This window comes from Aeromonas sp. QDB62 (assembly GCF_027705695.1).
Classification (GTDB): Bacteria; Pseudomonadota; Gammaproteobacteria; order Enterobacterales; family Aeromonadaceae; genus Aeromonas; species Aeromonas allosaccharophila.
In genome coordinates, this window is sequence record NZ_JAPDCD010000020.1 from 57169 (window position 1) to 79951 (window position 22783).

The following is a 22783-nucleotide window of genomic DNA, read 5'->3' on the forward strand; positions in this document are numbered from 1 at the left end:
TTCATCAAGCTAGGCATACAACTGACAGGCATGAACTAGATGCATACGGATACCCTTTATTATCACGATCATAGCTAATTGTGTGATTCTGGTTGGCCGGCAACAGGCACTCAAAATTGTGATTCATCGTAGAACCTTGCCCCATGGCGTAATCATGTGCGGTTAGTGATCCAATCGCCACTCCATTGACATATACAGTGGCTGTTGTAGTTGATGAGCCACTAGACACTGTAAGCATGAAAGTGCATTTTCTAGTGAACGGCATAGCTGGCAACCAGACTGGTGAGGCAAGATTAAGGGCGTATGTTCTTACGATATCTCCAACGATCCTCTCTGCGTAGATGGTACCTTTGACGATACAGTCCTGCTCTATAGTGCAGTTACCAAGTGACATGTTTCGTACATAACCACCTTCTGCATGGAGTCGATTGGTATAGATGCTTCCGTCAGCATATATAATCGTGTACCAACCCCATCCCCAACCTCCATAAGGCCCGCCCTTGCCAAAACCAGCCGCACCGCCAGCCATGAAGGCGTTGCCCATATCGAACTGGCCACCGGTGATCAGCGGGGCACTGATGCTCACCCCCGCCTTGATATAGTCGGCGGTGATCTTCTCGGAGTGGATGATCTGGATAGTCGCCTTGCGAATGATGGCTTCGGCGATCACCGTCTGGCCGTTATCGATGGCAAACAGCGGAGCGGTGGCGTTTGGGCTGTTTGGGTTGAACACAAAGAACTGGCTGGCAGACACCATCACCTGGCTGGTGCCGTCCGACTTGGCAATCAGGCCGATCCCGGCTGTGATTTGTCCGGCACTGGCCTTGGCGGTCCACATTGCCTGTGCACCGTTTTGCAGGTCGGCAATCGCCTGACTCTGGAGCTGCACGGCTGCTGCATTGGCGGCGATCCGTGGGTCGTCGGTGGCTATCCAGGCAGTCCCGCTGTAACGGTATGGCCGGTTATTGCTGGCGGTATCAAACCACAAATCACCGGTCCCCATCTCAGACCCAGGAGCCGTTGCTTGGAAGAACGTTTTATTCTTGCTGCCCGCAACGGCAGACACAGAATTTATCTGGCTGCCGAGGGCTTGTGTTGCATCAGCGCTGACCCTGGCCACCTCGGCAATACTGGCGGAGAGGGAGTGATCCACCCCCTCGATTTGCGCCTCAAGCACAGATGTTTTCTGCGCCAAGGCCTCATCAGCCGTGGATCGGGCCATTTGCTCATTGGTGATCTGAGCCCTGATATCTGCATTCTCTGCATCAAACTCAGCCGTCAGTTGCTCGACTGTCCTGGCCTGCGCCTCCTGCTGGTTCGCAAGCGTGCTCTGCTGCTGGAGAATGACACCGCGAGCTTTCCGGTTCTCTCGGTCACGCTCATCCCTGGCCAGGGCACCTTCAACCTGGCTGACGGCACCGATACCGATCTCCGACTCCATCTTGTCCTGCCGTTGGCTGAGCGACTCCTCATTGCTCACCACGGCCTGCTGGAGTTCTGTGATGCTGGCTGAGTTCTCTCCAACCGTCACATCAAGGGTACTGATCCGCTCACCAAGCGCTCGGTCGGCATCTGAGAGGGCCTTGCTCGACTCGGAGAGGGAGGCAGACAGCGCCGTATCGGCGGCCTTGAACGCAGCATCTACAGTGCGGATTTGCTGGGCAAGCGCCTCGTCTTGGTTAGCCCTGGCCGACTCCTCTGCAGCAACCCTCGCATTCGTATCCGCGAGGTCGCTACTGAACTGCGCCTCCACTTCGACAACTCGCCTCGAAATGGCCTCATCGGCGGTGACCCTGGACAACGCCTCCTGAGTGATGTTTGCCCCAAGTTCTGCCGTCGAGTTCGTTAACTCGGCGGCCAACTGGTCTTGACGCAAGGACAGGGCCTCGTCCACGGCGGCGCTCGACTGTGCCAGCGACCGGATATCGGCATTGGCCTGAGCATCAGCCGCCTTGAACTCCGTTGCGACGTTATCGATCCGCTTCGCCAGTGCCGAATCAGCATCAGAGGCCACCTTCTCAACCGACGAAATCCTGGCCTGAGTGGCGGCATCCTTCGCTTCAAACTTCACTTCCATGTCTGCTGTGCGCTGAGCCTGGGCCTGCTGCTCCGTCAGGATTACCCTCTGCTCTGTACGGATGGCCCCGAACGCCTTCCGCGTCTCCCGATCCCGCTCATCCACGGCCAGGGCACCATCGATCGCAGCAGATGCATTGTCGTCATCATTCCCACGCTGCAGCTCGAGTTCTGCCGTGATGGCGTCGAATCGGCCAGCAGTAATACCACCGTCATCCGCGAAGATTTCCTCGAGCGCCTGGATCTTGGCCTCTGATGTCCCCGCCCTCACTTCGAGCCCGCTGACCCGCTGCGCGGTCACCTGATCGCTTTCCGCCGAAACTCGCGCCAGCTCAGTGATACTGGCCCGAAGAGTCTCGTCGCCCTGGGTGATCTGGGCCGCCAGCCCATCAAGACGCTGCGCCTGGGAACTCAGCTCGTCGGTATGCACCGTCAGTTTGCTTTCTGCGTTGGCAAGTCGCACGCCTTGGGCATCCACTTCCTGCTTGGTCGCCTTCTGGGCCAGCACCCCTTTTGTCGCATCAAGCTCTTGACCGATCTGGGTGACCCGCTGCTGTTCGCCTGTGAACTCCCCCCGGGTGACGGTTTGGTTCAGGCTGGCGTCCAAGCCGTTGATACGCTGCTCTGCCTCAGTAATCCGCGACCCCTGACTGTCAACGGTGACATTGTCTGCCTTGCTGGTGATCTGGCCAGTGACGGCATCAAGCTCCTGCTGAACTTCAGTAATGGAAGTGTGAAGCTCCTCTCGCACCGCATTGACCGCATCCATCGTGATGCTGCCGTTTTCTGGATCCACGACAAACACAGCATCGCGGAACGAGTCGAAATCACCCTTGTACTTATCGAGCTTCGCATTCAAGCGATCCTGCACTAGGCCGATCTCAATGCTCGACATCCCCAGTTGCTGCTGGGCATCATCCAGCAGCTCTTGAGCTACCTTCTGGCGCTCATCCAGCCCGGCCAACTCCTGCTCAATACTGGGGATCTTGTCCTCGATGGCAGCGACCTTGGGACGAATGACCTCGATTTCATCGACCTTTGGCTTCAGGATCGTAATATCCAACTGCAGTTGGGGGACTTGCTCTATTGGCCGCAGCAGCGCCTGGGCCAGGTGGCTCTCCTCTATCTTCCCCTGCAGTTCGTCGAGAATGTCCTGCACATCCCGGCTGGTTTCAGCCTCGACTCCCTGCATACCCTGGAAGGGGCCCTTGTCATCCTTGCCGTTGACAAAGCGCACCCAGTAGTAAAAATTGGCGCCCTTGCCAATGGCGTCAGAGAAGAGATTGGCCGAAGAGGTCCCCACCAGGGTGGCCTCGGCTTGGTTGTCACTCTCAGCTCGCCATATCTCGGCGTGAGCATGCCCCCGGTACTGCGGCGGATCCCACTCAACAAGGACCGTGTGAAATGCGCCATTGGCGATCACATTGACCGGAGCGTGGGGAAACTCCATCTGGCCCGGAGGGAAAAGATCTGGGTTCTTTCCGGGAACATAAATTCCGCCAGCACCAGAGCGCAGCGTTGACAGCCCCAATGCCGCCAGCTCCCGGAACGTGACTGCCTTATCAAGGCGATCGCCACGCTGCCCAGTGAGCAGCTCTACGTTCTCGGCTGTTGCGGCCTGGTCACGGCCGGCGCGATATGCGGGTTTCTTGGCCATCAGTTCACCATCTCCGCCATGCTGCTCGCGAGAGTGATGCGGCTCACCACCGAGGTACCGAAGACCTCTATCTGCCAGAACCGGCCACGCACAGGGGGCAACCTGAACGCCCCGGGCACCAGGTTGCCAGGGGACAGCTCCATCACCTGCTCCCCGTCAACGAACAACTTGATCCCGACCAAGCCAACATCCTGAGCCAACACCCGGCAGCAGCTGAAAGACGAACCCTCTGGCTCCATAAATGGCTTGGACCGCCAGACGAACTGACCATTGCTGGAGCTCCCGCCGCGCCAAATCTGCAAGCTGCGCCCCTTGGCAATGTAGAGTGAATCGCTCTCCATATCGGATACAGCCGCATCCCACCGGTTCGTCAGCTCACGCAAGTCACCACTTTTCGGGTCAAAGATGAATGCGTGGGTGTCGGTCATGGCCACATATTTTCCCTCGTGGTGCCATGCCCGCATGGTGTCAGGTTGCATTGCCCGCCACTGGCTTCGGGTGATGATCCCCTCGGTCACCACCTGCCCGCCGCTGGCGCCAATGCCGACCAGCCCATCTGGTGAGGCATAGAGCACCACCCCATCCATGGTGACCATGGAGCGCCCGCTGATGCAGGCTTGCGGCAGTTGGCTCAGCTTCTGGGTGGTCACGGATGCCGGGCTTACACCCTGCGCCAGATAGGGGTAGCCTTTGGTCCCGATCACCAATGTGGTGTCGATGGCGGCAATCGCAACGATGTCGTGCTCTGTGGTCAGCCGGTATTTCTCCGGCCAGGCGTAGGGCAGGTAGGGTTCGCACAGGTAGAGGGAGTTTCCAGCAAAGCCAGCGCACATGCCGTTTGCCATTTGGCAAATACCCCGCATGCCATCGGGCGGCATGGTGTAGTCGTAGGTCTCCAGCACGGCGCCCAGCTCCCCATCTGCCCGGGTATCGACAAACGATGCCTGAGCAATGGGCAGCTCAACGACCAACAGGTAATCAGCAAGGCCACCACCGGACACCGACCGGTAAATCCGCCGCTTGGTGATGTTGCTGTTCTGGGCGTTCGGCGGGCTGAGCATCAAAGCAACAGATGATCCCGGGATCCCGATATTCACCTTTCCGCTGACAGGGCCCGGGGACCCCTCCTCACCCATCGCAGTAACGAAGGTATCCACGTAGAAGCGGGTTTCGTCATCTGTCAGGTCATCATCCACACCACCAACAGGTGGGGTGATGGTGCCAACCCCGACCGGAACACCTGGGGCTGGAATACCTAGTCGATACCATGCCGTCGGCCTGTTGCTGCCGCCTGTGGCTATCTGGGCATGGGTCACCTTGGGATACTCACCATCCGTGTAGTAAACCCGGCCATACTGGTCTTGGGCAATCGGGGAGCGAATGGCCTCCACCACCTTGTTCCAGGCAAACCAGTGCTGGCCATAGCGAAAAAGGGTGATAGGTACGGTGGGCAATTCCATACCTGTGCTGGAGTCATCCTCAAGAGGCGAGATGACGCCATGGTCAAAATGGCAGTCGCGAGCAATCACCGCGACCTCATCAGACAAAAGATGGGGCTCCACGCGCGGCATAGTCCCTCGCATGGTGACGATATCGAGTACAGGCATGGGGATCTCAGAGAGGCAGAAACGAAAAAGCCCCGCTCGGGAGAGCAGGGCCATGATGGGTAAATCCTAACGCTGACAGCGCCAGGAGGCAAGGCTCACTTGGCTGGCTGCAGCACCTCGGCGCAGGGGCGCGGCCGTGGCGGTATTCCACGCCCAGCCCATCACGGCGACCACGCTCGCCGTGATGGGCTCGAGACGGACGATCACTCTTCCGCCCCACGGGCCACCGGGTAGCGCAGCTTGATCTCCGCCACCTTGTCGCGCCATGCCTGCTCGGCCGCTGCTGTCTTGTCGTATTGCCACTCCAAGAAAAGGGGGTCGGGCTCCGCCACGTAGGCGCGCTGGCGGCGCGCCAGTTGCCCCTCTGTCAGCTCATAGTTGTGCTGGTCGAGCACGGAGGCTATGACCTCCTCACTCATGCCCAGCTCCGCCATAAAGGCCGGATCGTAGTTGTCGTGTGTTTCGCCGTCATATAAGTAGCTCATCTATTTGCCCCGCTCGAAATGTTAAACAGGCTGCAGCGCAGCCGCCAGGTGTTTGCATGCGCGGCGTGCGCACACCACGATTGGATGCATGGTCGGCAGTCGCCTGCCGTTAGCCTGCCTGCCGCTATCGCCCGTTTGAAGCGGCGCAGCTTGTAGCGGATACGCTTGATGCTGTTTTTGCGCAACAGGCGGTGGGTGGGGTAGATGCGGTAGCCCAGGAAGTCGAGCGCTCGCCCCTCCGGGCCGACAGGGAATACCTGGGTCTTGCTGTTGGTTGTCAGGCGCAGGCTGTTCCACAGATACGCCTCGATCCGCGCGCGCCATGTGTGCAGCTGCGCCTTGTCGTGATGCAACACCACAAAATCATCCATGTAGCGGATGTAGTACCGGATGCCGAGATCGTGCTTTGCGTAGCGATCCAACTCGTTGAGATAGAGATTGGCAAACAGCTGACTTGTCAGGTTGCCGAGCGGGATCCCGACACCCGGCCGCCCTGGGCTCGAGTCGATAATGGCATCGAGCAGCCTGAGCGTGCGATCGCAGTGGATGTGGCGGCGCAAGATCGCCTTGAGGCGGGCGTGATCGACGCTGGCGAAATACTTGCTGATGTCCGCCTTCAGGCAGAATAGTGGGCCGTGAGCTTGCCTGATCGCCCGCATCCAGCACTGTGCCCTGTTTGCCCCGGCATGTACCCCCTTGCCTTTGCGGCAGGCGTAGCTATCGAATATAAAGCGCGTGGCAAGCGTTGGCTCCAGTACATTCATGATCGCCCGGTGGACAACTCGATCCACGAAGCGGGGTGCCGAGATCAGGCGCTGTTTCGGCTCAAAAACATAAAACTCCTCGTATCCGCCGGGCTGATAGCTGTCGTGCAGCAGATGATTGTGGGTGTCGTGCAGGTGCTCTTCCAGGCGCTGCATGTAGCGCAGGGCGGCGGGCGAGGTGCGTTTTCCGCACAGGCAGCGCAGGGCAGCCTGGTGCAGATTGTCAAACGATATGATTTGGTCGTACATGAGGGCCTTAAAGTCGGCGGCCCGGCGCACCGGTGCCGCCTGTTCAGTTTTTCGGCGATAGCCGAGGCATCGACATCCCTTTGATAATGCACTGGACAACGCCCCGTGAGGTGTTGCCTTCTGGCTGCTGCCAAAGGCGGGGCGAAACCCAATGTTCGTGTTCGTGTTCGCGCGGGAATTGTTCAGATTCACAGCGGCGAGGCCGGCATTGGCACCGTTGTTCCAATTGCCGCCGCGATACGGGAGTCGCTTGATGTCGGAGCCCATGATTAGGCGGCTCGCTCGTATTTGAGCCAGCCGCCGATCATTCTGCCGATCTCGAGATTGAGACCGCTCCAGTGTTGGTATTTGTTAATTGGCAGGTAGGCCAAGTCTTTCGCGAGCCTGACCTGATTTTGCAACACGGCTAACTCAACATCGAGATCCGTGAGTGTGGTCTTTTTGTGGTAACGCTTGGCCGCCGTGATGACCAACCGCAGCAGTGTCAACATGCTGGTCCTGATCTCGGCCGCCAACACATGCTTCTCTGACTTCGGAAACTGGCGCAGGGCGATGTGCCCGTACTGCATCATGTCGCGGATGCGCTGCTCAATAACGAGAGGCTGTTTATCCATATCAATCCTGATTTACCTAAGCGCCGCTATCGCGGCGCCGTCAAAACTCAAGGCCCAAAGCTCAAGCAAAGGCGGGGCGAAACCCAATGCCCGTGCCCGTGCCCGCGCGGGAATTGCTCAGATTCACAGCGGCGAGGCCGGCATCGGCACCGTTGAGCCAAACGCCGCCGCGATACGGGAGCCGCTCGCCGAAGTTACGCATATAAATGCGGCCCTGTGGCAATGCATTGGCTGGCTCCAGCAGCAGCCGCTTCATCGCCTGATTGGACACATAGCCCCCCGCCTTGGCCATGATCCGCCAGTCGCTGTTTGCGGAGTTGCCCGCGTTGGCATTATCGCCGATGGCGCCGAGCCGATTGGTGATGGCATTGGAGAGGATTGGGCTACCCCCCGTGGGGGATGAGGCATCGAGGTAGGCATCGGTAAAGGCCCAGTCGGCCTCTGCCTGGGCGTTAAAGGCAGACAGCTTGAAGCGGCCGTCTTGCAGCAGGAACCCGTCCTGCCACTCCCATATGTTGCCTACCAGATCGGCGATGCCGATGGGCGTGCGGTTATGTGTCGCCTCCGCGCCCATCGAGCCCGTTTGCGTCCGCCCCGTACCGGCGCCATCGCCAGGTGCCCGGTTGTCGGCCCGGTCGCCAACAATCCAGGTTTTGGCATGACTGCGCCCCCAGTTGGTGTTTCCGATTGGCTCGTAGCCGTTGGCCATGCACCAGAGTGCAATGGCCGCCCACTCGTGAGCGGTCATCAAGTGCCACCCCGCCCCCTTCGCTGCACAAGCGGCGCGGGCTGCGGTATGATCTAGTGATGCTCGCGGGTCTTGCCGCGGCGCGCTGACAGAGCCGGAGCCGGACGCAAGATAGGCGCCGATGAATATCTCGCTCTTGATGCTGCCGCTGCCAAAATCGAACGCCGTCGCATCGCCAGTGCCCATATCGGCAGTCATGCCCAGGTCGGCGTAGCTGAAGCGCGGCAGCACGAACATAGCATTGGCGTTGCCAGCGCTGTCGCGAATGATGGTCTGGCTGCCGCCGGTTGCCCGCTCCAGAGAGTAACGCTCCGAGTCAAGGATTGCGGGGCCGCCCACGCGCATCAGCGAGCCGGTCCCGGCTTCGGCCGTGGCATTGGCGGCCGCAGCGGCGCGATCCGCTTCGGTCTTTGCCCGGTTGGCTTCGACCTTGGCGCGGGCCGTCTGCCCCTCGCCCTCGCTGGTCACACGCTTCCACGGGATCATGGTGTGCTTGGTTCCATCCGGTGCAGTTACCTCGATGGTTGCCGCATCACTGGTCAACAGTGCTTGGAAAGCATCACTCTGCTGCTGATATGCCCCCAGAGTGGCGTTCAGTCGGCGGGCAAACTCCGGGATGGAATCCGAAAAGGTCGTGATGATCTCGTAGGCTTTGCCCGTGGCAGTGGTGCCACGGTATGACTGCACCAGATACAGCTCCGTGTTGGACACCACGTAGTCCACCTCGTAGAAATCCACCGAGGTGCCACTGGTGATACAAAAAAGGTGGCCCTTGGCCACCCCGTTCTTGGTGTCTGCGAAGGTTGTCCCGGTACCGGTCACCTTCTTGTTACCATTGGTGACGGCCACCGTGCCGTCACGCTTCCACACTCCAGCCATGCTGCCCCCTTACTGCCCGGTCACGCGGGAGAAGCCTTCGGTCTTGCGCTGCTCCATATTGGTATCAACCTGGGTCTTTTCACCCAGCTGCTGCAGGTAGGCGTTGTAGTGGCCGACAGCCCGATTGGAGTTGGCGCTGTACTCAGAGTCCTTCGAGAAGGCCCGGTACATGATGAAATCTATCAACGGATTGATGTAGATATCATCCAGATCGGCCAGCGCCGGCGTGCCCACGTTTTCCACGTCCGTCAGCACCTTGGATTGCGGCGCTACGGAGTAGATCACATCCACCTTCACTGCGGCGGCGGGGCCCGGGTAGAGATAGAAGTTCTTGGGGTCCCGATCGTCATAGGTGTAGGCGGCCACACTGGTGCCATCCTTACCTGCATGCCAGTCAGGGTAACTGTCATCGAGGGCGCGCCGCGGCACGAAGCGAATCACTTTGCCGTCGGCGTTGCGCAGCACCTCGATCAGCCGCAAAGCATCTGCTGGCAGAGTCTGCTTGGTACCAGAGACGCAGTTGAACTGAACGTTCTTGGTGTGGGCGTCAGGACGCATCAACACGATCGCCTTAGCGGCATCGTTGTAGTAGTCCAACAGCTCCTGCTTGGGCCAGCGAACCCAGGTGCGATCGTTGAGCAGGGTATTTACCCGCTTCAAGATCGAGTCAACGGTAACGGTTGCCATGTGTGGAGTCCTTTAGAAAAAAGTGTGTTTGCGGGGCGGGTTGTGGAATTCGACCTGGGTCGGGGCGCTGTGCTCTTTGCGGAACCGGCCAGCTCGGCGCCAACCTTCGACAAACTCAGTCCGGTGGTATCCTGCCCGCTTAGGGTCAGACCAAGGGCGGTCTGGCTGGGCATAGAGCAAGGCTGCGACGCCATGGGCAATGGCATCGGCATGATCGTGGTAGAGCTGGGCTGGGAGGTCGGTGGCACCTTTGACCGGGGCAGCCACATACCAGATCCGCGCATCGCTGAGATCAGTCAGGATGCTCAGCTCATTGGCCGACATGGCGAAGTAGTCACGCCCACTGACAAATGGCGCGCCCCCTTCACCGGTCAGGTGCAGCACATTGCACGATGTCATCCCGCTGATGTTGCAGACCTCCACCAGGCTGCCGGCTGACGCGCTTGGCAATAGTCGGTCAAGGGTCAGCAAGGCCGACTCCCGGCAGAACGTGATGGCCGCCTCGGTGACGGCCTCACCCAGCATGACTTCGAGCGGGCCGGTGATGTGCAGCCTGATGGTGGGCAGGAACTGCTCACGCGACACCATCTGCATGCTATTCCCCCTGCTCTGCCAGCTTGGCCTTCAGGGCATCACGCACGCGCACCCGGTATTCGGGCACCTTCTCTTGCGGGCCCTGCGGCTCGATATCCAGATCTTCCCCTTCCACCAGGGTGGCCAGTTGGGCAGAGGTCATCTTGGCCAGATCGCGATCACCGACCACCATGCTCTGCTCTTCCGCCAGGCGGGCCTGCTCTGCAGCAAGGCGCTCCAGCTCCTCGGCTGCCGCCTGGGAAATAGACTCCTGCCGCTCCAGCTCACCTGCCAGTGCCTCATGGCGGATCCAGACAGAGGGGAACTCCAGCAGCTGCATGGCGATGTGGCTCTCCACATCAACAGCGGTGTGGCGCGGGAACACCAGGCGGGAGCCGGTGACGGTGTCTTTCTTGCTCGGCTTGTCGCCGATATAAACCACGGCAATCTTGTCGCTCATGGCGATGACTCCTATTCAGAAACGAAAAAGCCCGGCACAGGGCCGGGCGGACAGTGATCGGCAGCCTTACAGGTTGCCGACTACCTCGTAATGCAGCTTGAGCTTGACTGTGCCCGTCGCAGCGCCGCCGCCAACCGTGAGGGTGATCTCCTGGTCAGGCTCGGTCATCAGGTCATCAACCGGGTAATACTTTGCCACCGCCCCCACCGTGCTCTCGGCGTTGATGATGGTGGTCGTGCCGATCTTGGCCGTGATGGTGGTACTCGCGCCCAGCCCAGTGCTGAACATCGTCACACCCACCACTTTCAGGTTGGGCTCCACCTTGTCGCCGTATGCGACAACATCGCCAGCGGGTACGGCAGCCAGCTTGGCCACCAGGGTCGGGGAGATAGAGAGGTTGCCGAACGCGCCGACAAACCAGCGGTACGCTTTGGCAATCAGAGTAGTCTTGGCCATGATATGGCTCCTTGTCTGGTCAGATAGTGTTGGAATGGGGCCGTGAAGCCCCATGGGTCAGCGGCTTAGCGGCCGATGGCACTCACCGCGGTATCCAGCACCATGCAACCATGGTCCTGAATGTTGCCGTTGCGCTGCTTGAAGCGGATCTTTTGCAGGCCGGAGACCCAACGGATCGAGATCTCGTTCGAGTTGCCATGGTCGGCCGGCTCTTGGTGCATGCCAAAGGAGCCCCCCTGCTCACCGGAACCGAAGGCGTTGGCCAGCGCCTGGCCACCCAGCAGCACGGCGCGGTCGATCAAGGTACCGGCAACCTTGTCCACTTCCGCCCCGGTCGTGGAGTTGGCGGCACACACTTTGACGGTGCTGCCCTGGTTGAAGCGAATCGGCATGCCCTTGTATTGCTTGACCAGGATGCCGCGCCACATTGCACCTTCCCCGCGGAAGATGGGGTGATTCCAGCCCTTGCTACGCTCCATCGCGGAAGCCAACATTGCCTGCCAGTCCTTGCCGGAGCTGGAGGTGTAGAAGTCGTGCCACTGGCGCGGGGTCACGTAGAGCACATAGAGCGGCTCACCACCGGACGGGTCCGCCACCATGCGGATCGGCTGGATGGGGTTGGCCATCTCGGCCAGGAACAACGACATGTTGTCCACGCAGCCGAGGTTGAAGCGATCTGCAGCGTCGATGGCTTCGAAGGAGGTCGCATCCCCGCCGAAGAAGTGGCGCTCGTAGGTTGGTGCCGTCAGCGGGTTGATCATGATCTCAGCAAACTCGGGATCATCCGCCAGCGGCAAGATGATATCGGTGGCCGAGTAATCACCGCGAGCACCGGCCAACTGAGCAAAGCCTCGCTGATCTACCAGACGACCGTAGTAGCCGTCTGCCAGCAGGGCACGAGCGGTCTTGATCAGGTCGTGTTTGGTGCGCTTCTGGCTCATCTTGCCGCCCGCATCCACGCCGTGGCGAGTCTGGCTGATCTTGAGAGAGAAGTCCGCGAAGGACATGCTCTCGAGGCGCCCTGCCAGCTTCTTGTCGCCCATAGTCGGACGGCCAGACAGTTGGTGGAACAGCTGCATATCCACTTCATCGCCAGCCCCCTTGGCGAGATCGGTAATGCGGACAACGGGGGCGCCATGGTGGGTCTGCTTACCGTCATTAATTTTCACGCCCTTCGGCGCCTCTTCGGTCAGCATGTTCACCAGCGATTGGGAACGGTTGGCCGCCGTGAACAGTGCGGCCTGCAAAATCTTGTTGGCTTGCGCCGAGGTGACTTGGGTCATGGTCCTCTCCTACATGAAAACAAAAACCCCGACACAGTGGTCGGGGTTGGCTTATTGAAATGGGTGGTGGGTTAGTACCCGGCCTGCTCCAGCAGCGCCTCCATTTGGGCGTCCGTCATGGCGCCCATCTCGCCGATAAGCTCGGTCTGAGACATGGCGCCAAAGCGCTCCACTCCAGTGGGGGCGGCATGATGGGTCTGGCCGAGTGCCGAAGGGCTGGACGGGATGAAATCGGCAGGCTTATCCGCCTCCTTGCCGGGTACCTTGGCGGGAGGGATGACCTCATCACCAAAGGCCAGCTTGGTGCGGCGCGCCGCCTCTGCGAATCGCTCATCCAGCGACTTGCCTTTCCACGCGGGATCAGCCTGGAGCTTCTCATCGACGATGATGGCGAAGTCGAAACGGTCCTGGTCCTTTTCCCGCCAGCTCACCAGATCAGGTACCGCCTGCAGTGCGGCCTGTACCGGGTTGAGGGTGGGTTGAACCTGCTGCGGGGCGACCTGGGGCTCCAGCTTTTGGAGCTTGCGGGCAATGGCGGCGATGGACTTGCCGAGATCCGGGTAGTCCTGCGCCAACTGCTCGAGCTCCTCCTGGCTGATGTCGTCGGGGTCCACGTCGGGGTTGATCCCGTGCTTCTCCATCAGCGCCTGCAGCTTGTCCCGCTCGGCTTGGGCCTGCTGCGATGCGGCCAACTGCTCACGCAGCACCTTGACCTCATTGCGCGACTGCTCCAGCACTTCATACGGGATGGTGTGTTGACCGCTCTTGGCCAGGATCACCTTCTCAGGCTCCGTGGCCCCTTCATCGCCCTGCTCGGTGTTGGCTTGTTCGTTACCGGCTGCCACCTCACCCGCCGACGGCGCGGGGTCTACGTCCGTTTGCTCGGTAGCAGTGCCATCATCCAGCTCGGCATCGGGCTCACGCTCGATCGCCTCCAGCATGGCTTCCAGTTCGTCCAGGCTCTCAGTCCCGGTCAGGTTGTCGATGTTCTTATCCATGGTTGTCCTCGTGGGTTTTCAGTGGGTGGTATCGCTGCCCAAGCGGGGGAAGGCTCTCGGTGAAAGCCCTCCCCGGCCGGAGCTGGGCACAAAAAAGCCCGCACAAGGCGGGCAAGGTCTGTCGTCTATCGCTAGGGATTCACTTCAACTCAAAATCTCTCGGAGGGTCGCGCCTCTCGTCTAGAGAGGTACTGTTTCTTTGCGCTCTCGACAGCGACCTGGTGCTGCTGTTCATTCTCGCCAACAGAGCAAACCACTATCTCGCCCTCTGCAACTGCAATCCTTGTTGAGATAATCGGTGGTGTTGCGCCACCGACTCGCGGCCCGCTCATTTCTTCAAGGTGGCACTTGAGCCGCCAGCCTTCCAGCTTCCACAGCTCTTGGCGGGCCTTGGCTTCGGCATCCTTGATGGCGTACTTGGCGCCAAGATCTGCATTGAAGTTGGCCGGGTCGGCGCAGGCGGTCATGCCGATGGCAAGGGTGAAGCCGTTGGCAGCAATGGCGGTGGCCAGCGTGGTTGTGGTGCCAGGCACAACCTGCACCTCATAGCGAACGCCACGCATCAGAGCATCGATCTGCTCAGGGGTGACGCGTGGGGCGGTCAGTTCGAGCGTCTGAATATCTCGCTCCATCTCGGCATCAAGGTGTTGCTGGTCGGTCATGACTCGTTCCAAATAAAAAACCCGGCACAATGGCCGGGTCTGGAAATGAAAAAGGCCCAATCTCGAGAGACTGGGCCATGTTGGAGAAATCGTAACGCTGGCAGGTCAGGAAAGCAACTATCAGAGCGCGATGGCGTCGATCTGCTGTTGGATGCTGTCCAGCAGCTGCGCCTGCAGGGCTGCCTGCTCGGTCTGCATCGCCTGCTGCTGGGCTGCCAACTGCTCCATCTCCTGCAGCGTCTTGCCGGTCTGGGCCTGCTTGAGGGCATCCTCGAACCGGATAGAGTCGGTCAGCTTGGCGATGCGCTGAGCCTCTGCCTGCCACTTGGCGGCCTTGCCCTCCAACTCTGCCAGCTTGGCCTGCATCTCGCGCATGGCAAGCTCCTGCTGCATCTGGGCCTGCTGGGCTTGCTGCTCGGCGGCTGCGCGCTCCTCCTCGTTCATCTCGTCCGGGTCTTTCGGGATGTTCAGGGCATTGCGGATCCGCTCCACAAACTCGGCCTTGCGCGGTACGTCCATCAGCTCGACCAGCAGGTCAAAGCAAGCACCTGCCGCCGCGGGCGGAAGTTGGGACATAGCCTGGGTCATCCGCTCGGCCAGTTGTTGCTTGTAGGCGGCAGTCTGCTGGATCGGCGCCAGTGCGATATGTGCCCGCAGCCGGGTCACATCATTGGTGAGTTTGCCATCCTCCTGCTCCACGTTGACCACTACGGCCTTGCGGCGGCGGGGGTCATCCCGGTTCACGGTCACCTTGTAGTTGCGCTTGCTGGCCATATCCTCAAGCAGATAGGCCAGTGCCAGTTGCCCAACCTGCTGGCAGCCCATCCGGTAGTTGTCGTTGATCTCAGAGAGGGTGGTCGCACCCTGCTCCACCAGGTTGCTGATGGCAACACCAGATTGGCCGGTCGAGCCCTGCCCCAGGAATGCTGCGTAGACGCCCATGGTGTCCTGGATGAGCTTCACCGAGTCCTGCATCACCTGGAACTGCTGGGCCGCCACGTTGAAATCCTGCTCCACCTTGAAGGCGTCACTCACGCTGGTCTTGTTGGCGCGGTCAGGATTGAGCTCAATATAGCCATCCGGGCGCTCTACCTGCTCCAGCACCTGATCCCGGCTCATGTTGGTGGCGTCCTTATCCATGATGACGCGCTTGGCCTGCAGCAAGAAGGTGAGCTTGATGCGGCGCAGGTTCACCTCATCCTGTGCTGGCATGGCGCGGGCAATCAGGCCATAAGGTTCACCAGAGCTGTCTTTGCGGTATCCCCAGAACGGCACCAGCGGATACATGTTGTGCGGGGCGGTGCAGGGGCGATCGACCAGATGATGGGGGCCGACGAACCACGACTCGCGGATCACGGCTACCGGACAGCGTTCCAGCCTGGCGCGACCGCTGGCAATGGCGGCGCGGTGCAGCTGGTTGCTCTTGTCAAACTCCAGCGCTCGGCCAGAGTCGAGCATCAATACCTGGCGCATGGTGTATGTGCGGTAGTAGACCACCTGCAGCAGGACGCGATCCCGCTCCCGGCTGCACCATTCCACTTCTTTTCCGCTGAACTGGCTCCATTCGTCGTATGCGCTGACAAGGTTGGGATCAAGCCCCTCGATAGAAGTGAGACTAACCATTCCCTCCCAGTCGTTGACGCCCCATTCCAGCGCCTTGGCTTTGCTCGGGAACATGGTCTTGGCTTCATCCAGATCAACCCAGCGGCGGCGCATCAGCCAGCGGCAATCGCTCAAGTCGGGCTCCCGGCTGTGCCAATCCCAATACACTTCGTCCCGGTGTACGTTGCTGAACTTGTAGCGCGGGCCGAACGGATCGCCACGACGGCTCACCTCAACCCAGCCCAAGCCGGTCTTAATCTGGCCGCCATATGCCTCGCCCCGGGCGCGATCCAGCCCGCCAAGGCGGCACATGTCTGAATATTCGGCGTTGACGGCTTCGGCCAGTTGCTCGAGCTCATCGTCGTGGTCGTCAGCGATAACCATCAGATCGGTGCGGCTCTTGGCCTCCATCCCCAGCACGCCGTCGATAGTCGGGGCAATGAGGTTGTGGATGGTGATGGGCTGCCCCCGCTCCTTGAGCACCTTGACCACCTCTGGCGGCAGCTGGTCGCCGTCGTAGTAGGCACAGGATCGGTTGGCAAGGCTTCGCCAGTCTGGCTGGCCATTGATATCGCTCATCAGCGCGAGCAGCTTCTGCGTATCGAGGCCGCCCTTCTCGGGGGCTTTGGGTTGTGAGTTGATCATCAGTTGGCCATCCAATGCTTGGGTTTACGGGTGGATTCGGGTTTGACGATGCGGGCAGGCATGCGAGCGCGCATCTCTTGGGCAATCATGTAGCTCATCAGCTGGTCGTCGTAGCAGCCGTCCTGGGCGTTCATGCTGCCGGATTTGTCGTAGACGTAGGTGGTTGCTTCGGAAATGGTACCTATCCAGCGGATCCCGGCCTGACCGGCACGCAGCAGGGCCTTGAGACCATCCACCACAATCGGCTTGGATTGGCGGGTAGTCAGCCAGCCGAGGCGCTGGGTCTCATCATCCCGATCCCGGTCGATATACTCCTGGGTGTAGATGCGGCGGGTAGGATAGAGCTCGCGCAGCTTGAGCAGTACGGCGTGGCCGTGGTTGTTACGCTCCGGGCCGATATAGGCGGGGCCATGCTCTGCGGTGCCGTAGAACTTGCCGACATGGGCCAACAGCTGGGCAAACATGCCGGGATCAAGATGGCCGAACCAGTGGGCCACCTGACGCCCGTCACTCTTGGCGATCACGTCAAAGCTGGAGCGGTCACCGTGCTCTAGACCTTCCGCCACGTCAGCACCGATGGCGTAATCCTCCTCAGGATCTGGCAGCTCCCACACCAGAAGCATATTTTCAAGGGAGCGCTGGCCCTGCTCGTCCAGCTTCTCAGGCTTGCGAAACTTCTCGCGCTTGCCGGTGACGGGATCCATGTCGTATACGATGAGCGGGGCCATGCAATCGCCCTCAGCATCCATGGTGGCGATGGGGTCGAATACCCTGCGGCCAGAGGTCAGGAACGCTTCCAGCGGCGTGCTGGGGTACTCCTGCTTCATCTCCTCGCGCTGCGTCCCCTCTTTCAGCACGTACCACTGACGCTGTTCGTCACTGATGGTGCAGTCCATTGCTTTCTCAACGGCTGCGAAATAGTCAGCCTGCGTCTTGCTCATCACCACGCCGGTAGCCGGAACGTCGGCGCGATACTTGGGATCCTGCCACCAGGCGAAGAAGTGGAACTTCCAATCCAGCTTGGTCAGCTCGCCTGTTGAGCGAGACAGCTCCAGTGACTTCATGCTCATGGCATGGAAGTCTCCGCCAACACCTTCCGCCGTACTCTCGATAAAAGCGATCGCCCCTGGGTGAATGGCGTTGAGGGTACCTGTTCGCACCTCTTTGGCCTTCTCCGGGTACTTGGCGCATATCTTGCCGTGCTCTGACACATGCAGGCGCTGGACGGTACCGGATCGGAAAGAGGTGGCGACCTGAATGCTGGAGCCATGTCGGAACAGGATATGGCCGCCATTCGCCCCGCCGCGCCGGGTCACCACCTTGAACTGGGCTTTGAGCCAGCCGGGCAGGTTATCGAACGGCACTTCAATCTTGGTGCGGTATATCTCGCCGGCCGCCGTCAGGTCCTGGGCGATGATCCCGCACTTGAGGTTGTTGTTGAACAGCGCCTCGTCCAGCAGATAGATATCGATGGCTGTGGAGAACCCGAGCTGGCGCGCCTTGAGGATGATGTTCAGGTACCACATGGTCCGGAACAGCAGCTCCTGCGCCGGGCGCAACCGGAAGCGCACCAGCTTGCCCTGCTCGTTCTCGATCATGTAGAGGTTGTTCATCCGCCACCACTTATCGCTGAGCTTCGAGCGGATGTAGGCCATCTGCTCCTGCTCACTCATGGCAGAGGTATCGGGTTCGGTCATGACATCAGCCCGCCAGTCCCCATCCCCTGCAGCTCTGTGACCATCTCACTGACAGGCGTAGACTCACTGCCACCATCCTTCTCCAGCCTGTCGGCTTCGGCGGTCAGTTTGCGGGTCGCCGCGTTGATGCGCTTGGTGTCAGCCTCAATCTTCGGCCCTGTAACTTCATCGATGCGCAGAGCGCTCAGGGTCCTCTCGATGGACTCGATACGCTGGATATTGCGGTCGAGAGCCTGCTCGGCCCGCAAGATCTTGTCATAGAGCGCGATCCGGTCAGTAACCTCCTTTGCCTCAACCAAGTCTTGCTGTAGGGACTTCATGGTTTTGGTGACTGAGATAACGCGCGCCCGGGTGAATACCAGCTCATCCGTCAGCCGCAACTCCTCGGCATGGTCGAACAACTCCTCAGCGTCGAGGAACTGGGCGTAACCGCCGTGGGTCAGCGCAGGCTGGTCACCTTGCTTCCACTTTGCGACAGGGCTCGGGTTGCCCGTGTTGCCGACTGACTCACGATTACCCATACCAAAGCGACCATCTGGCTGGCGTCCCGATTTTCTTTTCGGGTTTTGGCCTGAGTCATCAGGGGTTTGTGTGGATGAGGATGACCTTCCCCCTCTTCCCTCCCTCCTCTTGGCCTTGCCTTCATTCCCCTTGGGTTGCGCACTTTGCGCAGATTGCGCAGTTTTGCGCACTTCGGAATGCGCAGATTGCGCAGATTGCGCAGCTACGCGAGATTTGTCAGGTTGCGCAGGGGATTGCCCCCGAGATTTCAAATAGCGACGCGCCGAGTTGTAGTTCAGGCCGCGGCTGTCACACCAGTCTTTCGCACTGATGCCTGTCGCTTCATGCTCCTGCAGGAACTCTGCATTGAGCTGTGCCCAGTCGGTCTTTGCCATTTAGATGGATAGCTCGCCTTCGACGATGGCATCACCAGGTACAGGCTCATGGGTAGCCGGTACTACGACGGAGACGCCAGTATTCAGGGTGACCTGGGCCTGACTCCCGTCATACTCCCTCACCTGAGTAACAACCCCGGTCACGGTAATGCCATTAACCACCGCATCGCTCCAGTGCATCGAGATAGTCCAGTAGGTCGGCTGTGGATTCCCCAGAAAGACAAACCCCGCCATTAGCGGCGGGGTTCCATGTCAGCCTGGGTGTGGGTGGCGGGCAGTTCGCTGTTTGGCTTGGAGCTGTCTGGCAACTGGCCAGAAGCAGCACCGAAACGCTCAGCAAAACGCCCCTGTGGGTCCGCATGATTCTTGTCATGGCTTTCCTGCACCTCCCTTGCCCTCTCCTGCCTAAGCCAACGGCCCAGAAGGGCCGTTAGAATGTCGAGCAGTTGGAGCAAGCTGTTCATGTTATTGCTTCCTGGCTTTCTCAGCCGGCAGGTTCATAGCCAGCTTGTCCAGCACCTTGGTCAGGCCAACCAAGAAGGCCTGCACCTTCCCGATCACCTCATCGTCCCGGGTGGACGGGGTGACGGCCGCGATCTTAGCCAGCCCCTGCACCACCATGGACGCGCCGCCCACCACAGCCATCAGAATGACAATCCAGTTGATGACCACCTCAACGATGTGTTCCATCGCACTCTCCTCTGCTGTTACCGGTTACCCGGCGATATTGGCAAGGCTTGCGCCTATGCCTCGGACTTCGAGAACTCTGCCGCAGCCATCACAGGCAATTCCCCCACAGGCTTCGGCTCACCGGCGGGCCAGCGGTATGCGGTTACCCGTGAGCGAGGGAACGCCTTCACGTTCACCGCGTCAGCTTGGTTGCCGCCCAATACCAGCAGATTGCCAGCCTTGTCCTGCCCCACTACGAACCCAACGTGTCCGCCACCATCCCGGGAGAACACCACTACGCAGCCTGCCACCGGCTTTTCCAGCTTCTCCCCCCAGGAGGCATAGGAGCGCGCCCCCTCGAACCGGGTGGACTGAATACCGACCCGCTCAAGGCACGCGCCCACGAAGGCAGCGCACCACGGGGTTTCGTCGTCTTTGATGCCGCCGCGCTTGATGGCTTTCCACATCGCCACGATCTCGGGGTTGTGTTGGGGCCCCTTAATCTCCGTCAACCCGATATGCCTACGGGCTTCATCTACCCAGCGCATTTTCACCATCACCCCTTCCCTCCCATCCAGCCGGTTGCCCGGCGTTCGTACAGCTCCAGTGCTTTCGACCCCATCAAGCCAGCCAGGCCAGCCATGAAGCCGCACAACGGGAGTGGGGCTGCGATGTACCAGCTCAGCAGCATGGTCAACATCCCGGCGAACCCTGACACCACCACCTGGAGCAGCGCCTCAGCCCATCGGAATTTCCTTCCCTCGCGTTTCACCGTCTGTATGTAGGTCACAAGCCCTCCCCATACGCTCAGCCCGCCGAATGCCAGATAGGCGAGCACGCTGTAGTTCTGTGGATCCTTGTCAGGCGTCATCGCCCCTCCAGAAACGACAAAGCCCGCACGAGGCGGGCCAGAAATGAAAAAGGCCAGGGTCACGGAGACTCTGGCCATCTTTGAGCAATACTAACGCCGGGGAGGGGTAGATTCAATCACTGCGTCTATTCATGGGGTTGCGCCTGCTCGGCGGCGAACGCTCCGCGCCTAATCCGCCCGCATCTCCCTCACTTGTCGGCCCATGACTTTGGCCAGATCTGACGCCTGGTGGATCACCTCATCAACAGCACGCTCTACGGCCTGCCTCATCTCCTGCCCGAACCGGCGCGACACCAACTCTACGTGTGGCACGACCCGGCCGGTGCCGTGGCACTTCGGGCAGCCGTCACCCTTGCGCGGGCGGATCCCGGTGCCATTGCAGTGCGGGCAGCGCCCTGACTGCATCATCTCGGCGACACAGTGGTCATTGGCCAGGGACAGGATCTCGTTCCGCTCAGCCAGAAGGCGCTGGTACTCGTGATCATTGCCGGACCGGTGGGCGCGCTTGGCCTTCTCCATCACCACGGCGGCCCGGCGGCGCTCCTTGTCATAGTGAGGGTGGCAAAGTACCAGGTGATCCAGCTGCTCAGGCAGCGGGCGGCGCAGCAGGATTGCCATGGCCATACCACCGGCCTCGTCGCTGTCCAGCGTGGCGCTGAAGTGCGTCAGCAGCGACGCAAGGGCTTGTTCATCCCCCAGGTGGTCAGCCATCAGGAACTGGAGCCCCTGGGGGTTGTTCTTTGCAGCAACCTGCAGGGCGCCGATAAACTCGTCCCGGCCCAGAGCATTGAACTGCCTGCCGGCGGCGGGCTCATGGAGCGCCCCCTTCGGCGAGAATAGGCGCAGAGCCATTTCGATAGCATGGGTCATGGATTGGTCCTCTGGTCTGGGTCCTGATTGAAGGCGGCGAGCAGCCAGGCGCGCAACCGGCCGGATTTGATGTGTTCCGGGGTGACTTCCAGCACGGTCCACCCGAGCAAGGTGGCCTCGTTCATCTTGGCCCGGTCCTCTACGAACCCCCTCCCCCGGGTGTGCCGGCCACCGGAGTGGATCCCGCCGTGGACCTCAAGGGCGAGCTTCTGCTCCTCCCAGGCGTAGTCGAAGCGCCATTTGCGCTTGGGGTGAAACAACAGCTCGGTGGCTGGGTCAGGGAAGCCGACCAGCTGGGCCAGCACCTTGCTGTGCAGGGTGTCCACCTGCTGCGCCTTCTTGACCTTGTTCACCACGGCCTTGGCTTTCGGATTGTTGCCGAGCAGGCGGCTGGCATCGATAGCAGAGAGGTGGATCATGCCGCCCCCTTTACACTGACAAGCCCGCGCACCACCCAACTATGCAGCTGACGGGTCAGGGCGCTATAGGTGACCTCTTCACGCTCCCCGGGCTGCCAGTCGTAGGCAATACGGCCATCAATGGCGTCATGGCAAGCACAACACGCCTCAACCGCCACCAAATCATCCCCTTTGAGGGCCATCCCATGCGGGGCGCTTGGCAGGTGAGCCAGCACAGTGGTTTCAGTGCCACCAATGCAGACCCCGGCAAGCTGGATCTTGCAGAGCTGACCGCGAGCACCATCGCGCAGGTCGCTGGAGCGGATTGGGCTGGTCTCGAATCTCATCCGGCAAACCCCATCAGCTGGGCGCAGGCGTTCTCAGCCTCCTCCTCGGTGGCAAACTGCTTGCTCAGCACATAGCGCCAGCAGACCCCGAACACAGCCCGGTACAGGTCGGAGAACTCAGCCTGATCCATCTTGGCAAAGCTGACGCTCTTGGCCTCCTTGCGCATGCCGCCATCCGGCAGCATCACCACGGTGTAATAACCGGCCTCGACGGTGAGCCACTTGCGCATCACCTCAAACGACTTCTCAGCCTGGGGACCGTGGCGCTCGATACGACTGCTGGCCAGCTGGTCGATAAACTCATCCTTGGCCTTGTTCAGCACACTGCCAGCGCCGAACTGGGCGAGATAGCGAACAAACCGAGACAGGATCCCCTGCTCTGCTGGCGAGACCATGCCGCCAGTTGGCTCCCAGTAATCGAACGTCAGGTTGAGCAGGGCGAAGAAACGACGGTGGAACGCCAGGTTACGGCGCCCCTTACCCTTGGCCAGGATGGTGGTACCGATCGGCATCAGCTTGATGGCCTCAGCATCGGCCGGAGTGGATGGGGCAAGCACCCCGCCGGACATTTTCAGAAGGGTCAGCTCCAT

The 22783-nt window shown here is 60.4% G+C and carries 25 protein-coding genes; all 25 read right to left on the reverse strand.

The features are described from left to right. Window positions 1–4: 4 nt before the first annotated feature. The 25 genes from OKC27_RS11715 to OKC27_RS11835 all read right to left on the reverse strand — a co-directional run bounded on the left by OKC27_RS11715 (window position 5) and on the right by OKC27_RS11835 (window position 22783). On the reverse strand, window positions 5–3733 hold the full coding sequence (locus tag OKC27_RS11715) for a phage tail tip fiber protein (RefSeq protein WP_270806267.1): 3729 nt from the start codon (window positions 3731–3733) through the stop codon (window positions 5–7). Then, window positions 3733–5280: a hypothetical protein gene (locus tag OKC27_RS11720; protein ID WP_270806268.1), complete on the reverse strand. Its 1548-nt coding sequence runs from the start codon at window positions 5278–5280 to the stop codon at window positions 3733–3735. Before OKC27_RS11720 ends, OKC27_RS11715 begins: the two co-directional genes overlap by 1 nt. A gap of 263 nt (window positions 5281–5543) precedes the next feature. Next, window positions 5544–5825, reverse strand: coding sequence for a hypothetical protein (locus tag OKC27_RS11725; RefSeq protein WP_182939532.1), 282 nt, complete (start codon window positions 5823–5825; stop codon window positions 5544–5546). Next, entirely contained in the window at window positions 5822–7105 is a 1284-nt protein-coding gene (locus OKC27_RS11730) for an RNA-directed DNA polymerase (protein WP_270806269.1), read from the reverse strand. The genes OKC27_RS11725 and OKC27_RS11730 overlap by 4 nt, the downstream gene beginning before the upstream one ends. 2 nt (window positions 7106–7107) lie before the next feature. After that, the gene (gene avd, locus OKC27_RS11735; RefSeq protein WP_182939530.1) at window positions 7108–7452 is read right to left on the reverse strand and encodes a diversity-generating retroelement protein Avd; all 345 of its coding nucleotides are present in this window, start codon (window positions 7450–7452) and stop codon (window positions 7108–7110) included. A 61-nt stretch (window positions 7453–7513) separates the two neighbouring features. Continuing rightward, a complete protein-coding gene (locus tag OKC27_RS11740; protein WP_270806270.1) occupies window positions 7514–9079 on the reverse strand; it encodes a hypothetical protein in 1566 nt (521 codons plus the stop codon). Window positions 9080–9088: 9 nt separating this feature from the next. Further along, window positions 9089–9766, reverse strand: a complete 678-nt coding sequence (locus OKC27_RS11745) for a phage adaptor protein (protein WP_043162868.1) — start codon at window positions 9764–9766, stop codon at window positions 9089–9091. Window positions 9767–9778: 12 nt separating this feature from the next. Beyond that, a complete protein-coding gene (locus OKC27_RS11750) occupies window positions 9779–10360 on the reverse strand; it encodes a hypothetical protein (protein WP_043162870.1) in 582 nt (193 codons plus the stop codon). 1 nt (window position 10361) lies between these two features. Continuing rightward, window positions 10362–10799 (reverse strand): hypothetical protein, encoded by a 438-nt coding sequence (locus OKC27_RS11755; protein ID WP_043162871.1) that lies wholly within the window; start codon window positions 10797–10799, stop codon window positions 10362–10364. Window positions 10800–10865: 66 nt separating this feature from the next. After that, window positions 10866–11255 carry a hypothetical protein gene (locus OKC27_RS11760; protein WP_043162873.1) on the reverse strand — a complete coding sequence of 130 codons (390 nt, stop codon included), beginning with the start codon at window positions 11253–11255 and terminating at the stop codon, window positions 10866–10868. A gap of 65 nt (window positions 11256–11320) precedes the next feature. Beyond that, entirely contained in the window at window positions 11321–12538 is a 1218-nt protein-coding gene (locus tag OKC27_RS11765; protein ID WP_182939528.1) for a phage capsid family protein, read from the reverse strand. Window positions 12539–12609: 71 nt separating this feature from the next. Further along, on the reverse strand, window positions 12610–13536 hold the full coding sequence (locus tag OKC27_RS11770) for a hypothetical protein (protein ID WP_182939527.1): 927 nt from the start codon (window positions 13534–13536) through the stop codon (window positions 12610–12612). Between the two features lie 149 nt (window positions 13537–13685). After that, window positions 13686–14198, reverse strand: coding sequence for a Gp49 family protein (locus tag OKC27_RS11775; RefSeq protein ID WP_182939526.1), 513 nt, complete (start codon window positions 14196–14198; stop codon window positions 13686–13688). Between the two features lie 120 nt (window positions 14199–14318). Continuing rightward, complete coding sequence (locus OKC27_RS11780; RefSeq protein WP_270806271.1) at window positions 14319–16445, reverse strand: portal protein; 2127 nt, start codon at window positions 16443–16445, stop codon at window positions 14319–14321. Further along, window positions 16445–18142 (reverse strand): terminase, encoded by a 1698-nt coding sequence (locus OKC27_RS11785; protein ID WP_270806272.1) that lies wholly within the window; start codon window positions 18140–18142, stop codon window positions 16445–16447. The genes OKC27_RS11780 and OKC27_RS11785 overlap by 1 nt, the downstream gene beginning before the upstream one ends. Beyond that, the gene (locus OKC27_RS11790; RefSeq protein ID WP_270806273.1) at window positions 18139–19038 is read right to left on the reverse strand and encodes a terminase; all 900 of its coding nucleotides are present in this window, start codon (window positions 19036–19038) and stop codon (window positions 18139–18141) included. The genes OKC27_RS11785 and OKC27_RS11790 overlap by 4 nt, the downstream gene beginning before the upstream one ends. Further along, window positions 19039–19272 (reverse strand): hypothetical protein, encoded by a 234-nt coding sequence (locus OKC27_RS11795; protein WP_270806274.1) that lies wholly within the window; start codon window positions 19270–19272, stop codon window positions 19039–19041. Beyond that, window positions 19272–19502: a hypothetical protein gene (locus tag OKC27_RS11800; protein ID WP_270806275.1), complete on the reverse strand. Its 231-nt coding sequence runs from the start codon at window positions 19500–19502 to the stop codon at window positions 19272–19274. Before OKC27_RS11800 ends, OKC27_RS11795 begins: the two co-directional genes overlap by 1 nt. A 1-nt stretch (window position 19503) precedes the next feature. Next, the gene (locus OKC27_RS11805) at window positions 19504–19728 is read right to left on the reverse strand and encodes a hypothetical protein (RefSeq protein WP_042880547.1); all 225 of its coding nucleotides are present in this window, start codon (window positions 19726–19728) and stop codon (window positions 19504–19506) included. Window positions 19729–19781: 53 nt separating this feature from the next. After that, window positions 19782–20264 (reverse strand): TIGR02594 family protein, encoded by a 483-nt coding sequence (locus tag OKC27_RS11810; RefSeq protein ID WP_113070507.1) that lies wholly within the window; start codon window positions 20262–20264, stop codon window positions 19782–19784. Further along, window positions 20264–20578, reverse strand: a complete 315-nt coding sequence (locus tag OKC27_RS11815) for a phage holin family protein (protein WP_270806276.1) — start codon at window positions 20576–20578, stop codon at window positions 20264–20266. The genes OKC27_RS11810 and OKC27_RS11815 overlap by 1 nt, the downstream gene beginning before the upstream one ends. 168 nt (window positions 20579–20746) lie before the next feature. Beyond that, window positions 20747–21430 (reverse strand): TIGR02642 family protein, encoded by a 684-nt coding sequence (locus OKC27_RS11820; protein ID WP_270806277.1) that lies wholly within the window; start codon window positions 21428–21430, stop codon window positions 20747–20749. A gap of 14 nt (window positions 21431–21444) precedes the next feature. Beyond that, window positions 21445–21867 carry a hypothetical protein gene (locus tag OKC27_RS11825; protein WP_270806278.1) on the reverse strand — a complete coding sequence of 141 codons (423 nt, stop codon included), beginning with the start codon at window positions 21865–21867 and terminating at the stop codon, window positions 21445–21447. After that, a complete protein-coding gene (locus tag OKC27_RS11830; protein WP_042062766.1) occupies window positions 21864–22193 on the reverse strand; it encodes a nuclease domain-containing protein in 330 nt (109 codons plus the stop codon). Before OKC27_RS11830 ends, OKC27_RS11825 begins: the two co-directional genes overlap by 4 nt. Next, window positions 22190–22783 (reverse strand): DUF1367 family protein, encoded by a 594-nt coding sequence (locus tag OKC27_RS11835; RefSeq protein WP_236396350.1) that lies wholly within the window; start codon window positions 22781–22783, stop codon window positions 22190–22192. The genes OKC27_RS11830 and OKC27_RS11835 overlap by 4 nt, the downstream gene beginning before the upstream one ends.